A 13,375-nucleotide genomic window follows, 5' to 3' on the forward strand; every position below is an offset into this window, starting at 1 on the left:
GAAAGTGCCCATGAAAAACGCCCCGGGTTTGCCGGGGCGTTTTTTTCTTTCGGGCGATGTCATCAACCGAGCAGCGCGTCGGCAAATTCCTCAGCCTTGAACGGCTGCAGGTCTTCCACCTTCTCGCCGACGCCGATGAAGTAGACCGGCACCGGCCGCTGGCGCGCGATGGCCGCGAGGATGCCACCCTTGGCCGTGCCGTCGAGCTTGGTCACGATCAGCCCGGTCAGGCCAAGCGCGTCATCGAACGCACGTGTCTGCGCCAGCGCGTTCTGGCCGGTGTTGGCGTCGATCACCAGCAGGACCTCGTGCGGGGCCGTGGGCATCGCCTTGCTGATCACGCGCTTGACCTTCTTGAGCTCTTCCATCAGGTGGAGCTGCGTCGGCAGGCGGCCGGCGGTGTCGGCCATCACGATATCGATGCCGCGCGCGCGCGCCGCGTTGACTGCATCGAAGATTACCGCAGCCGGATCGCCGCTTTCCTGCGCGACCACGGTGACGTTGTTGCGCTCGCCCCAGATGGTGAGTTGCTCGCGCGCAGCGGCGCGGAAGGTGTCGCCGGCTGCCAGCAGCACGGACTGACCGTAGTGCTGGAAGTGCTTGCACAGTTTGCCGATGCTGGTGGTCTTGCCGGCGCCATTGACGCCCGCGATCATCATCACGAGCGGCTGCTCGCGGCCCAGCTCCATGGTCTTTTCCAGCGGGCGCAGCAGCTGGATCAGCAGGTCGCGCAGCGCGGCCTTGACGCCTTCGGCCGATTCGATGCGATCGCTGCGCACACGCTTGCGCAACTCGCCGAGCAGGTATTCGGTCGCCTCGACGCCGGCATCGGCCATCAGCAGCGCGGTTTCGAGCTCTTCGAACAGCGCCTCGTCGACCTTCATGCCGACGAACAGCGTGCTGATATTACGGCTGGTCTTGGACAGGCCGGTGCGCAGGCGCTGCATCCAGCCGCGGCGGGCTTCAGCGGTCTGGGCCGGGGCCAGGGTCAACTCCATGTCCCCCGCGGCCGGCACGGCTGCCGCAGCCGGGATGGCCGGCGCGGCAGGCGGCAACGGAGCCTCGGCGGGCGACGGATCGGGGCTGGCGACGGGGACGGCCGCAGGGGCGTCCACGGGAGCCGGCGTGGGGACCGCAATGGGGGCCGAGGCGGGCGGTTCTGCCGGCGCAGGGGCTGGCTCGGCCTTGCGCTTCTTCCAGAAACTAAACATTGGGGAAAGGGGTCAATACCCCGTCAGGATCGGCCGCCGTCCGGCGGCGCGTTAATCATCCGGGCCGTACGCAGTATCCGGCCGCACCATCAGCCTGTCGTTGTGGTGCGTAGCCGCTATTGCGTATAGTTCGTAACACAGCGGATTCATGGGCACATGAATCGATCGGCAAAATTCTAACAGACGGGGTTGCATGAACCATTGCACTGTCGTGACCGGAACGGGCGGTACCCGCCCTGAACCCATTCCCGCCCCAGCCGAATGCCGGGCGCGCCTGGAACGCCTGGCACGGCGGGCGCTGCCGGTCCTGCTGCCGGTCCTGCTGCTGGCGGCGCTGCCCTGGACTGCCGGCGCGCAAACGCCGCGCACTGTCGCTTCCCCCATGCCATCCGGGCAGACTGCTCCGGTAGACGCCACGGCACAGGGCACCACCGAGTACAAGCTGTCCAATGGACTACGCCTGATCGTCAAGGAAGACCACCGAGCGCCCACGGTGGCGCACCAGATCTGGTACCGCGTCGGCGGTATCGACGAAGTCAGTGGCACCACGGGCGTCGCCCATATGCTCGAACACATGATGTTCAAGGGCACGCCCAAGGTAGGCGTGGGCGAATTCTCCAAGCAGGTCGCCGCGCTGGGCGGCCGCGAAAACGCCATGACTAACCGCGACTTCACGCTGTATTACCAGCAGATCGGCAAGCAATACCTGCCGAAGATGATGGAGCTCGAAGCCGACCGTATGGCCAACCTGATCTTCAACAAGGGCGAGTTCGACCGCGAGATGAAGGTAGTGATGGAAGAGCGGCGCCTGCGCACCGATGACTCTGCGCGTGGCACGGTCTACGAGCAGTTGCTGGCCAACGTCTATGTCGCTGCACCTTACCGGCATCCGGTAATCGGGTGGATGGACGACCTCGTCAACATGCGCCTGGAAGACGTCCAGTCCTGGTACCGGAGCTGGTACGTCCCGAACAACGCCACGGTAATCGTGACCGGCGACGTCAATCCGGCCGAGGTCCGCGCTTTGGCCGAGCGCTACTACGGCAAGCTCAAGCCGCGCCCGCTGCCGCTGCGCAAGGAGCAGATCGACCCGCCGCAACTGGGCATCAAGCGCGTCTGGGTCAAGGCGCCAGCCGAGAACCCGTACATGGTGATGGCCTACAAGGTGCCGCGCCTGCGCGACGTGGAGAAGGATGTCGATCCCTATGCGCTCGAAGTCCTGGCTGCGGTGCTCAACGGTTACGACAACGCGCGCCTGACGCGTGAACTGGTGCGCGAACAGCGCCTGGCCGACGACGTCAATGTCGGCTACGACAGCATCAACCGCGGCAATTCGCTGTTTGTGCTCGATGGCACGCCGGCCGACGGCCATACCACCGAGCAGATCGAGGCCGCGCTGCGCGAGGAAATCCAGCGCATTGCCAGGAACGGTGTTTCGCCGGAAGAGCTCAAGCGCGTCAAGGCGCAGGTCGTGGCCAGCCAGATCTACAAGCGCGATTCCGTGTTCGGCCAAGGCATGGAGATCGGCGTGGCAGAGATCTCCGATATCTCGTGGCGCAAGATCGACCGCATCCTCGACAAGATCAAGGAGGTCACGTCGGCGCAGGTCCAGGCCGTGGCCGCGAAGTATTTCACCGACGACAACCTGACCGTGGCCACGCTGTTGCCGCAGCCGATCGATCCCAACAAGCCCAAGGCCAAGGCGCCCGAAGGCCTGCGCCACTGAGGAGCCACGCATGTCCCTGTCGGAAATGAGCGAGATCAGTGAGATGAGCGAGACGACCATTCTTTCGCCGCGCGCGCTGCGCCGGCTGGCCGGTGCAGCCCTGGGCGCACTGGCGCTGCTGGCGACGCAATGCGCGCTGGCTGCCATTCCCATCGAACACTGGACTGCATCGACCGGCGCGCAGGTGTTCTACGTGCACAGCCCGTCGATCCCGATGCTCGATATCAATGTCGATTTCGACGCCGGCAGCCGCTATGACCCGTCCGGCAAGGCCGGACTCGCCACGCTGGCGGCGGCGCTGCTCGACAAGGGCGCTGCCGCGCGCAATGGCCAGCCGGCCCGCGACGAGGCGCAGATTGCCGACGCCTTTGCCGATACGGGCGCTGTCTTCGGCGGCGCGGCCGGTGGCGACCGTGGCGGCATCGGCATGCGCACGCTGACCGCGCAGCCGGAACTCGACCAGTCCGTGGCGCTGGCCATGCAGCTGATCCAGGCTCCGACCTATCCGGATGCCGTGGTGGGGCGCGAGAAGCAGCGCCTGATCAGCGCTATCCGTGAAGCCGATGCCAAGCCCGGCGTGATCGCCGACAAGGCGCTGGCCAAGGCGATGTACCCGGGCCATCCGTACGGCGTGTCGGCTACGCAGGCGTCGGTGGAATCGATCTCGCGCGATGACATCGTCAAGTTCTGGCGGGACAACTACGGTGCGTCGCGCGCTGTGGTCACATTGATCGGCGCGATCGACCGCAAGCAGGCGGAGGCGATCGCCGAGAAGCTGACCGGCGGCCTGCCGCCGGGCAGCGCGGCCCCGGCCATGCCGCAGGTGCAGATGACTATCCCGGCCAGCGAGCAGCGCGTGCCGCATCCGGCCCAGCAGGCGGCGGTGGTGACCGGCCAGCCGTCGATGGCGCGCGGCGATCCCGACTATTTCGCACTGCTGGTCGGCAACTACGTGCTGGGCGGCGGGGGCTTCAGCTCGCGCCTGACCGATGAAGTGCGCGAGAAGCGCGGACTCACCTACGGTGTGGACAGCTATTTCGCGCCCTCCAAGCAGGCGGGTCCGTTCGGCATCAGCCTGCAGACCAAGAAGGAGCAGACCAACGAAGCGCTGGCGCTGGTGCGGCAGGTGCTGACCCGCTTCGTCACCGAAGGCCCGACCGATGCCGAACTCAAGGCGGCCAAGGACAATCTCGTCAACGGCTTCCCGCTGCGTATTGACAGCAACCGCAAGCTGCTGACGAACGTGGCCAATATCGGCTGGTACGGGCTGCCGCTGGACTATCTGGATACGTGGACGGCCCAGGTCGGCAAGGTCACGCGCCAGCAGGTGCAGGCGGCGTTCCAGCGCCACGTTCACCCGAACGCGATGGCCACGGTGATCGTCGGCGGCCCGGAGTAAGCATGCGCCTTGTGGGGCTTGCCGCACGCAGCGCAATGGCCGGTGATGGCTGAAGCGCCGACAGGCTCTACAATCACGGCATGAATTCGCGTACCCGATCTCCATCGCCCGCCGCGAGCGGGCGATCGTCTTCTCCGGCGCCGCGCCAGGCGCCGTCCCAGGTCCGTATCATCGGTGGCCGCTGGAAGCGCACGTTGCTGCCCGTCCCCGACGCGCAAGGCTTGCGGCCGACGCCCGACCGCGTGCGGGAAACCCTGTTTAACTGGCTGGGCCAGGACTTGGCCGGGTTGTATTGCCTGGACCTGTTTGCGGGCTCGGGCGCACTCGGTTTCGAAGCGGCCTCCCGCGGTGCCGAAGCCGTCACGCTGGTGGAATTCAACCCGCGTGTCGCCAAGCAGTTGCGCGACAACCAATACCGGCTCGATGCCGCGCACATTCGCGTCGTGCAGGGTGATGCCTTCGCGATTGCCGCGCAGATGCCGGATGCCAGCTTCGACGTGATTTTTTTGGATCCGCCGTTCGCCGAAGACTGGCTGCGGCCCGCCCTTGAGCACGCCGCGCGGCTGCTGCGCCCTGGCGGCGCGGTGTACGTGGAGACGGATCGTTCCCTGACTGGTGCCGATGCACCGGTGCCTGCGTCGCTGGAGATCGTCCGCCAGGCGCGGGCCGGTGCGGTGCACTTCCATCTCCTGCAGCACCGCGGCGCCGAGGCGGGCGCTGCGTAACGCCGGTAGCCGCACACGGTACGGTGCAGAGCACAGATCGACGCCTTCCAATTCACAGATTTAGGGTTACACTACGCCGCTGTTACAACGCTCGCGACGCATCAACCACCCGTCGGCAGCCGGCAGGCAAGGCGGTCCGGAAAAGGACCGGCAGCGGGCAGATCAAGGAGGAAGTATGGCCATCGCGGTCTACCCCGGTACGTTTGATCCCATGACCCGGGGGCACGAGGATCTGGTCCGCCGTGCGTCGAACATTTTCGACGAACTGGTGGTTGGCGTGGCGCACAGCCCCAACAAGCGCCCGTTTTTCTCGCTCGAAGAGCGCATCAGCATCGCCCGTGAAGTGCTGGGCCACTACCCCAACGTGCGCGTAGAGGGCTTTGCCGGGCTGCTCAAGGATTTCGTCCGCAAGAACAATGCGCGCGTGATCGTCCGTGGCCTGCGCGCCGTGTCGGATTTCGAGTACGAGTTCCAGATGGCAGGCATGAACCGTTACCTGCTGCCGGACGTGGAAACCATGTTCCTGACGCCGTCCGATCAGTACCAGTTCATCTCCGGGACCTTCGTGCGCGAGATTGCGGTGCTTGGCGGCGATGTCAGCAAATTCGTGTTCCCGTCGGTGGAGCGGTGGCTCGCTGAGAAAATCAGCAAACCGGAATAAAATGACGGTTTCAGACGCGTCGATCCGCGGCCAGTTCGGGCGCGGGCGCGTCCGCAGGAAGGAAACACCATGGCGCTACTGATCACCGACGACTGCATCAACTGCGACGTTTGTGAACCCGAGTGCCCGAACGAAGCCATTTCGATGGGGCCCGAGATCTATGAAATCGACCCCAACAAGTGCACCGAGTGCGTCGGCCATTTCGATGAGCCGCAGTGCCAGCAGGTTTGCCCGGTAGCGTGCATTCCAAAGGATCCGAACCGCGTCGAGACGCATGAGGTCCTGATGCAGCGGTACCGGTTGCTGACAGCGGCCAAGCACGCGGCCTGAGCACCGGCGCAATCGGCAGGGTACAAAAACAAAGCCCCCGTCACCGAGAGGTAACGGGGGCTTTGTTTTTGGCGGCGATGCAACGGCCGTGCGACGATGTGCGCCGGGGTCAGCGCGCCACAGTGTGAAGTTGCGCCATGGCGCGTTCCGCATCGCCGCGGGCCAGCAGACCGAGCGGATCGATGCTACGGTCGATCGCTTCGTCGATCGCCTGCTGTTCTTCCTTGCGCGGTGGCTTGAGCACGAAGTTGACGACATCCTCGCGCCCGGCGCCGGCACCACCGGGCAGGTTGCGCGGATGACCGACGCCCAGGCGCAGACGCCAGAACTCCTGCGTGGTCAGGTGGGCGGCAATGTCCTTCAGGCCATTGTGGCCGCCCGCGCCGCCGCCGCGCTTGAGCTTGGCGGCGCCCGGGGGCAGATCCATTTCGTCATGCGCGACGACGATTTCGTCGGGCAGAATCTTGTAGAAGCGGGCCAGCGATACCACGGCCAAGCCGGACCGGTTCATGAACGTGGAGGGCTTGAGCAGCCAGATGTCCTGGTCCCACAGGCGCGCGCGCCCGGCCAGGCCGTGGAAACGGCCTTCCACCCGCAGCGTGGTGCCGCCCATGCGGGCAAGCTGGTCCACGAGCCAGAAGCCGGCGTTGTGGCGGGTGGCCTCGTATTCCGCTCCGGGATTGCCGAGACCGACGATGAGCTTGATCATGCGATGAACAGGGTTGGTTGGCGGCAGCGTTGCTGTCGTCCGCAGGCGCAAAGCATACGCCAAAAAAAACCGCCGGCATGACCGGCGGTTTTTTCGTCTTGCGGCCAGGCCGCAAGACTAATGCTGCGTGGCAGCTTAGGCAGCCGGCGTTTCGCCTTCGCCTTCGCCTTCGGCGGCCGAAGCGGCACCAGCCGGCAGCGAGATGCTGGCGATGGCCGGGTTTTCGTCGCCGTGGGTCACGACGGTCACGCCCTTCGGCAGCTTCAGATCAGCCAGGTGCAGGGTCTGGCCCACTTCCATGTTGCCAACGTCCACTTCGATGAACTCGGGCAGGTCGGCCGGCAGGCACGACACTTCCAGGTCGTTCACGATGTGGTTGACCAAGCCGTGGCCCAGCTTCACGCCAGGAGCGGTTTCCTGGTTCATGAAGTGCAGGGGCACCTTGACGTGGATCTTGTCATTGGCCGACACGCGCTGGAAATCGACGTGCAGAACCAGCGGCTTGAACGGGTGCATCTGAAATGCACGCAGCAGCGCCTTTTCCGACTTCCCGGCGACTTCCAGGTCCAGGATCGACGAGTGGAAGGCTTCCTTCTTCAGGGCGTGCCACAGCGCGTTGTGATCCAGTTCGATCATCTTCGGATCGGCGGCGCCGCCGTAGATGATGCCAGGGGTCTTGCCCGAATTGCGCAGGCGGCGGCTCGCACCCGTACCCTGTACGCTACGCTCGAAAGCGACTACTTTCATGATGACTCCAAAGTAAGAAGGCCGTCCGCGACCAGACAGCCTTGTTGTGGCGCATGTAAAATGCATGCGCCGGTCACATCACGCTGATTGTGGGACACACCCGCTATCAGCGCAGCAAAGCTCTAAATTCTATCAGGAACCAGCAAACAGCGACATGATCGAGTCGCCCTTGACGATACGGGTGAAGGTCTCGGCCAGCAGCGGAGCGGTCGACAACTGACGGATCTTGCCGCACTTGGCTGCCTCTTCCGACAGGGGGATGGTGTCGCACACCACCACTTCGTCGAGCGCCGAGTCCGCAATGCGGGCAGCCGCGCCGCCGGACAGCACCGGGTGCGTGCAGTAGGCGAAGACCTTCTGCGCGCCGCGCTCCTTCAGCACCTGGGCCGCCTTGCACAGCGTGCCGCCGGTGTCGATCATGTCGTCCATGATCACGCAGTTGCGGCCGTCGACTTCACCGATGATGTTCATCACTTCGGCCACGTTGGCCTTCGGACGACGCTTGTCGATGATCGCCAGGTCGCAGTTCAGCTCCTTGGCCAGCGCACGGGCACGAACCACGCCGCCGACGTCCGGCGACACGACCAGCAGGTTGCCGTAGTTCTTCTCGCGCAGGTCGCCCAGCAGTACCGGGGATGCGTAGATGTTGTCGACGGGGATATCGAAGAAGCCCTGGATCTGGTCAGCGTGCAGGTCCATGGTCAGGACGCGCTCCACGCCGGCGACTTCCAGCATGTTGGCCACAACCTTGGCCGAGATCGCCACGCGTGCGGAACGCGGGCGGCGGTCCTGGCGGGCGTAGCCGAAATAGGGCATTGCGGCAGTGATGCTGCGTGCCGAAGCGCGCTTGAGCGCATCGACCATCACCATCAGTTCCATCAGGTTGTCGTTGGTCGGCGCGCAGGTGGACTGCAACACGATGACGTGCTTGCCGCGAACGTTTTCCTGGATTTCGACCTGAACTTCTCCGTCGGAGAAACGGCCTACGAGCGCCTTACCCAGCGGAATGCCGAGGTGCTGTACAACAGCCTCCGCGAGTTTGGGGTTGGCGTTGCCGGTAAATACCATCAAGCCTTCGCTGCTCATTCGGGGCACCTGTCTTGCTGCTGGGGGAGCTTGGCGTCACCGGCAAAAACCGGTGACTGATACTGAGTGTCGTAACGACACTATAGGAATGTAATGGCAGGGGAAGAAGGATTCGAACCTTCGAATGCCGGAATCAAAATCCGGTGCCTTGACCAACTTGGCGACTCCCCTACACAACCTTGCCGTTCTTCGTGGTACCTGACTGCCGTACCGCGCCGAACGATAACTTGCTATGCGAACGCTGCGAGCGGGTGACGTGCCAGACTGCGCACACACCTGCCATCCCACTCGGGAGGCAACCGCTTCAGAACCTGCTGCGCCTTCTGCTCGTCGGGAAAACGTGCAAACACGCAGGCTCCGGAGCCGGTCATCCTTGCATGCTGATTAAACTGCTTCAGCCATTCAAGGGCTCGGGCAACTTCGCCGAACTTCGCTGTTGCTATCGCTTCCAGGTCGTTGCGACCGAAAGAGAATTTGTTTGTGCAAGCAGCGAAGACCGCAATTATGGAGAGGGGCGTGTCCCTTGTCAAGCACTCGTCCGAAAAAATTTCTGCGGTCGGCACATGTTGTTTCGGATGGACGATCACGAACCAGCTGTCCGGCAAGTCGACGGCAGTCAGTTCCTCGCCAATGCCCTCGGCGAACGCGTTCTCGCCGAACACGAACACGGGCACGTCGGCACCCAGCGCCAGCCCGATCCGCATGAGTTCGGCGCGCGGCAGGCCCAGGCCCCACAGGTGGTTCAGCGCGAGCAGCGTCGTGGCGGCGTCGGACGAGCCGCCGCCGATGCCGCCGCCCATCGGCAGGATCTTGTCGATCGCGATATCGGCACCGAAGCGCGTGCCCGTGGCCTGCTGCAACGCGCGCGCGGCACGCACGATCAGGTCGGTCTCCGCCGGTACGCCCGGGATGTCGGTGGTGCGCGTCACGACGCCGTCATCGCGGCGGCGGAAATGCAGCGTGTCGCACCAGTCCACGAGCTGGAATACCGTCTGCAGCATGTGGTAGCCGTCCGGGCGCCGGCCCGTGACGTGCAGGAACAGGTTGAGCTTGGCTGGCGCGGGGCAGTCGCGCAGTTCCGGTGGCGGCAGGGTGGGTGCCGCGGTCAAGGCTGCGGTCAAGGCGCTTCCTCCGGATCGATCACGAGCTTCACGGCCAGCGGCGTGGGGCCGCCTTCGCGTTCCAGGTCGATGCGGCGCGGCCGCGGGGCGGGCGCTTGCGAAGCCGATGGCACTTCCTGCCAGGCCACGTAGCGCACGCTCCAGCCGTCCTGGGCGAGTGTGGCAAGTCGACCCTCGGTGTCACGCGTGGATTTCGCCGGTCGGCCTGGTGCGGGCCGACCGTGCAGCCAGTCGCGCATGCCAGCCACGGGCAGCGCGAAGCCGAGCGCTTCCTCAAGCAAGCTGTCGACTTCGGGCGCATTGCGCGGCGGCTTGTTAGGCAGGTCGAGCGTCGCGCCCGATGGCGTGGCCGTGACCACGGCCAGTGTCTGGCCCAGCGGCGACAGCAGGTCGAGCCGTACGTTGCGGCCCTGTTCTTCCCAACGGAAGCTGCCTTGCACGCCTTCGTCGCGCCCGTAGCGGACATAGTTGGCCGAGAAGCGGCCCGTGTAGTGCCGGCTGGCGGAGCCTTCACCGGCATCGAAGCCGCGCGAGGGCGCAACGCTGGCGCAGGCCGCCAGCAGCAGGGGCGCGCCAAGGCAAAGCAGAGCCAGGCGGCGGGATCGGTTCATGGTCGGCATTCAGGAAAGCGCGCCGCCCGCGCGGGGCGGCTCGTTATGGATGCGGGGCCCGTTCACCGGAACGGGCCCGGGCTTACTTGGACAGCAGGACGTTGTAGCGGCGCAGCGTGTCGACGAGGGTCTCGTTGTCCGGCTCGATCTTGGCGGCTTCCGTCCAGGTCTTGCGCGCTTCTTCGCGCTCGCCGAGCTGCCACAGTACCTCGCCCAGATGCGCGCCGATCTCGGCTTCGGGGGCCTTGGCGTACGCGTTCTTGAGCAGGTCAGCAGCTGGCTGCAACTCACCCATGCGGTATTTCACCCAGGCCAGGCTGTCCATGATGTAAGGATCATCGGGCCCCAGTTCCGAAGCACGTTCGAGCAGTTTGCGCGCTTCGGGCAGGCGGACATTGCGATCGGCCAGCGAATAGCCGAGCGCGTTGTACCCCTGCTTCTGCTCCGGCTGCAGCGCAATCACGCGGCGCAAGCCTTGTTCCATCCTGTCGTAGCGCTTCTGCCGCTCGTCGAGCATGGCAAGTTCGTAGATCCAGTCGGCGTTGTCCGGCTCGGCCGATACGCGTTCGTCGAGCGCCTTGCGCGCGCGGTCGTAGGCCTTGGTCTCCATCAGCGTGGCGATCTCGGCCTGGCGGATGGCGGTCATGCGCTGCGTGCGTTGCGCCGGATCGGGGATGTCCTCGGCATCGCTGAGCATGTCGCCGAAGATGGCCTGCGCGTCGTCGAGCTTGCCCATGCGTGCGAGTAACTGTGCGCGCTTGGCTGCAGCCGCCGGTGCCAGGCGGCTATCCTCGATGCGCTCGAGCCACTGGATCGCGCCGGCGTAGTCCTTGCGCTCCTCGGCAATCTGCGCGAGGTACTGGAAGGCGATGTCCGGATTGGCGGTCGGCACCTTCGCGGCGAGCTGCAGGTATTCCTTCAGGTACTGTTCGGCCTCGCCGTACTCCTTGGCCTGAAGGCTGGTCAGCCCCAGTGCGAGCGGTACGCGCGGATCGGCGGGCGCCACCTTGCGCAGCGTTTCGAATTCCTGGCGCGCTGCGGGCATGTCATTGCGCATCAGGTACAGGCGCGCGAGCGTGATATGTCCGTTGACGGAACGCGGCGACTTGTCCAGGAAGCGGCGCAGGCCCGCGATGGCTTTGTCGGGCTCGTCTTCGGCGCGCAGTTCCGCCACCATCAGCGCAGCCGGTTCAAAGTCGGGACGCAGGCGCAGCGCTTCGTCGAGCGCCGACAGTGCGCCAGGCGTGTTGCCGGCGATTTCCTGCGCGCGGGCAATCGCAAGGTGCGTCTCGGGCAGGCGCGTGTCGTCGCGGGTCAGGTCCTGCAGCAGGCTGGCCGCGCCGGCCGGGTCGCTCGTGCGCGACATCTGCTGCTGCAGTTGGAGGATGCTCTCGCCGCGGTGGTTGGCGGGTACGCTCGACAGTTGCTGCGACAGCAGCGGCCGGGCCTCGCTCCAGCGGCCGTTGAGTACGAGCAGCGTGGAGAGGACCTGCCGCGCCGCCGGCGAAGCCGGCGCGATATCGGCCCACAGCCGCGCGGCGTCGAGCGCCTGCTGCGGAATGCGCGCGTTGAACGCAATCTCGGTCGCACGCTGCGCAAAGCGCGGGTCGCGCGTGGTGCGCGCCAGTTCGACGTAGGTGCGGTAGGCCGGCCCGACCAGCCCCCGTTGCAGCGAGATCTCGGCCGCCATCACGCGGTACAGGATATCGCTGGTCAGCGGAACGCTGGGCAGGGTCACACCGGCAGGCGCTGTGTCGGGCTGTGCGGACGCGGCATGGACGGTACCGGCCGCGGCAATCGCCAGGCAGGCGGCCGCGGCCAGGGATCGGATGTGGCGCCCGGTGCGGGAAACTGGCGCCGCGAACATGCTTGGGCGGACAGTGATGGCCTTCGCGGCGGGTCTGGCAACAGGATCCGGAAAAAAGTCCGACATGTGATGATTGCTCCGGCGCTCGCAGGCGTTCGAATGATAGGGGCATTGTAGCGTGCCGCTACAATGCGCTGCTTGCCGGCGCGGCCAGTCTGGCACGGTCCCGGCAGGAATTTGGAGCGGTAACCAACGGAGAGGTTCGATGCCTGAATTGCCGGAGGTCGAAGTGACCCGGCGCGGCCTGCTGCCGCATGTGGTGGGGCGGCGTATTGCCGACGTAACGGTGCGCCACCGCGGCCTGCGCTGGCCGGTCGAGGACGACCTGGAGGCGCGCCTTGCCGGCCGCCTGGTTAGGCGGATCGAGCGGCGCGGCAAATACCTGCTGCTCGAGTGCGTCGATGAAGCCACCGACGACGCCGGCTGGCTGCTGGTCCACCTCGGCATGACCGGAACGCTGCGCGTGCTGCCCGACGCGCCGCCGGCCGGCGCCCACGACCACCTGGATCTCGTGCTGGACGACGCCGGCGGCAGCCGCATTGTGCTGCGCTTTCGCGATCCGCGCCGCTTCGGCGCCGTGCTGTGGAGCCCGCTGAGCGAAGCCATGCTGCCCGGCCACCCGCTGCTGCGCGGCCTGGGCATTGAGCCGTTCGATTCGCATTTCGACGGCAGCTGGCTGCATCGCCATACGCGGGGCCGTTCCGCGGCGATCAAGACCGTACTGCTGGCCGGCAATATCGTCGTCGGGGTCGGCAACATCTACGCTTCTGAAAGCCTCTTCCGCGCCGGCATCCGCCCGACAACGCCGGCTGGCCGGCTGAGCCTGGCGCGCTGCGAGCGGCTGGCGCAGTCCGTGCGCGAAACCCTGGCGCAAGCCATCGAGCGGGGCGGCAGCACGCTGCGCGACTTTGTCGGCAGTGACGGCGCCAGCGGCTATTTCCAGCTCGAATGCTTCGTCTACGACCGCGCCGGAGAGCCCTGCAAGGTTTGCGGCACGCCGGTGCGGCAGATTGTCCAGGGCCAGCGCTCGACCTTCTACTGCACGCACTGCCAGCACTGAAGCGGGGCGCACGGGTGGGCACTGGCGTTCACTGGGCGCCATGTCGATGGCTGGGCGCAACACTCGGCCTGGCAAGGGGCGCGAATTCCACAAAAGCGCCACAAAAGCACCCCGGAAACCTG

The 13,375-nt window shown here is 65.8% G+C and carries 13 protein-coding genes and 1 tRNA gene; 6 read left to right on the forward strand and 8 right to left on the reverse strand.

Going from position 1 to position 13,375, the window contains the following annotated elements:
• Nucleotides 1-62 precede the first annotated feature (62 nt).
• Entirely contained in the window at nt 63-1,211 is a 1,149-nt protein-coding gene (ftsY, locus tag ACIGJG_RS01700) for a signal recognition particle-docking protein FtsY (protein ID WP_140949322.1), read from the reverse strand.
• 193 nt (nt 1,212-1,404) lie between these two features.
• On the opposite strand from ftsY, the gene ACIGJG_RS01705 reads away from it, so the two are divergent.
• The 5 genes from ACIGJG_RS01705 to ACIGJG_RS01725 all read left to right on the forward strand — a co-directional run bounded on the left by ACIGJG_RS01705 (nt 1,405) and on the right by ACIGJG_RS01725 (nt 6,052).
• Nucleotides 1,405-2,937, forward strand: coding sequence for a M16 family metallopeptidase (locus tag ACIGJG_RS01705; RefSeq protein ID WP_483672679.1), 1,533 nt, complete (start codon nt 1,405-1,407; stop codon nt 2,935-2,937).
• A 43-nt stretch (nt 2,938-2,980) separates the two neighbouring features.
• Entirely contained in the window at nt 2,981-4,336 is a 1,356-nt protein-coding gene (locus tag ACIGJG_RS01710; RefSeq protein WP_483673042.1) for a M16 family metallopeptidase, read from the forward strand.
• 80 nt (nt 4,337-4,416) lie between these two features.
• Nucleotides 4,417-5,061 carry a 16S rRNA (guanine(966)-N(2))-methyltransferase RsmD gene (gene rsmD / locus ACIGJG_RS01715; RefSeq protein WP_220631246.1) on the forward strand — a complete coding sequence of 215 codons (645 nt, stop codon included), beginning with the start codon at nt 4,417-4,419 and terminating at the stop codon, nt 5,059-5,061.
• A 175-nt stretch (nt 5,062-5,236) separates the two neighbouring features.
• Nucleotides 5,237-5,722 carry a pantetheine-phosphate adenylyltransferase gene (gene coaD, locus ACIGJG_RS01720; RefSeq protein WP_011296528.1) on the forward strand — a complete coding sequence of 162 codons (486 nt, stop codon included), beginning with the start codon at nt 5,237-5,239 and terminating at the stop codon, nt 5,720-5,722.
• A 69-nt stretch (nt 5,723-5,791) separates the two neighbouring features.
• Nucleotides 5,792-6,052, forward strand: a complete 261-nt coding sequence (locus ACIGJG_RS01725; protein WP_011296529.1) for a YfhL family 4Fe-4S dicluster ferredoxin — start codon at nt 5,792-5,794, stop codon at nt 6,050-6,052.
• Between the two features lie 109 nt (nt 6,053-6,161).
• Here ACIGJG_RS01725 and pth read toward each other — a convergent pair whose 3' ends face one another.
• The 7 genes from pth to ACIGJG_RS01760 form a co-directional block, all read right to left on the reverse strand.
• On the reverse strand, nt 6,162-6,761 hold the full coding sequence (pth, locus tag ACIGJG_RS01730; RefSeq protein ID WP_011296530.1) for an aminoacyl-tRNA hydrolase: 600 nt from the start codon (nt 6,759-6,761) through the stop codon (nt 6,162-6,164).
• Between the two features lie 135 nt (nt 6,762-6,896).
• A complete protein-coding gene (locus tag ACIGJG_RS01735) occupies nt 6,897-7,508 on the reverse strand; it encodes a 50S ribosomal protein L25/general stress protein Ctc (RefSeq protein ID WP_140949320.1) in 612 nt (203 codons plus the stop codon).
• Between the two features lie 132 nt (nt 7,509-7,640).
• Nucleotides 7,641-8,594 (reverse strand): ribose-phosphate pyrophosphokinase, encoded by a 954-nt coding sequence (locus ACIGJG_RS01740; RefSeq protein WP_011296532.1) that lies wholly within the window; start codon nt 8,592-8,594, stop codon nt 7,641-7,643.
• Nucleotides 8,595-8,688: 94 nt separating this feature from the next.
• A tRNA-Gln gene (locus ACIGJG_RS01745) sits at nt 8,689-8,765 on the reverse strand.
• 59 nt (nt 8,766-8,824) lie between these two features.
• Nucleotides 8,825-9,703: a 4-(cytidine 5'-diphospho)-2-C-methyl-D-erythritol kinase gene (gene ispE / locus ACIGJG_RS01750; protein ID WP_041679798.1), complete on the reverse strand. Its 879-nt coding sequence runs from the start codon at nt 9,701-9,703 to the stop codon at nt 8,825-8,827.
• Between the two features lie 8 nt (nt 9,704-9,711).
• On the reverse strand, nt 9,712-10,326 hold the full coding sequence (lolB, locus tag ACIGJG_RS01755) for a lipoprotein insertase outer membrane protein LolB (RefSeq protein WP_041679457.1): 615 nt from the start codon (nt 10,324-10,326) through the stop codon (nt 9,712-9,714).
• An 82-nt stretch (nt 10,327-10,408) separates the two neighbouring features.
• Entirely contained in the window at nt 10,409-12,259 is a 1,851-nt protein-coding gene (locus tag ACIGJG_RS01760) for a tetratricopeptide repeat protein (RefSeq protein ID WP_483672680.1), read from the reverse strand.
• Between the two features lie 139 nt (nt 12,260-12,398).
• Between ACIGJG_RS01760 and mutM the strand changes: the two genes are divergently transcribed.
• Nucleotides 12,399-13,253 carry a bifunctional DNA-formamidopyrimidine glycosylase/DNA-(apurinic or apyrimidinic site) lyase gene (gene mutM, locus ACIGJG_RS01765; protein WP_011296536.1) on the forward strand — a complete coding sequence of 285 codons (855 nt, stop codon included), beginning with the start codon at nt 12,399-12,401 and terminating at the stop codon, nt 13,251-13,253.
• The last annotated feature ends 122 nt before the right edge of the window (nt 13,254-13,375 follow it).

The organism is Cupriavidus sp. C1SS-2L, assembly GCF_057073735.1.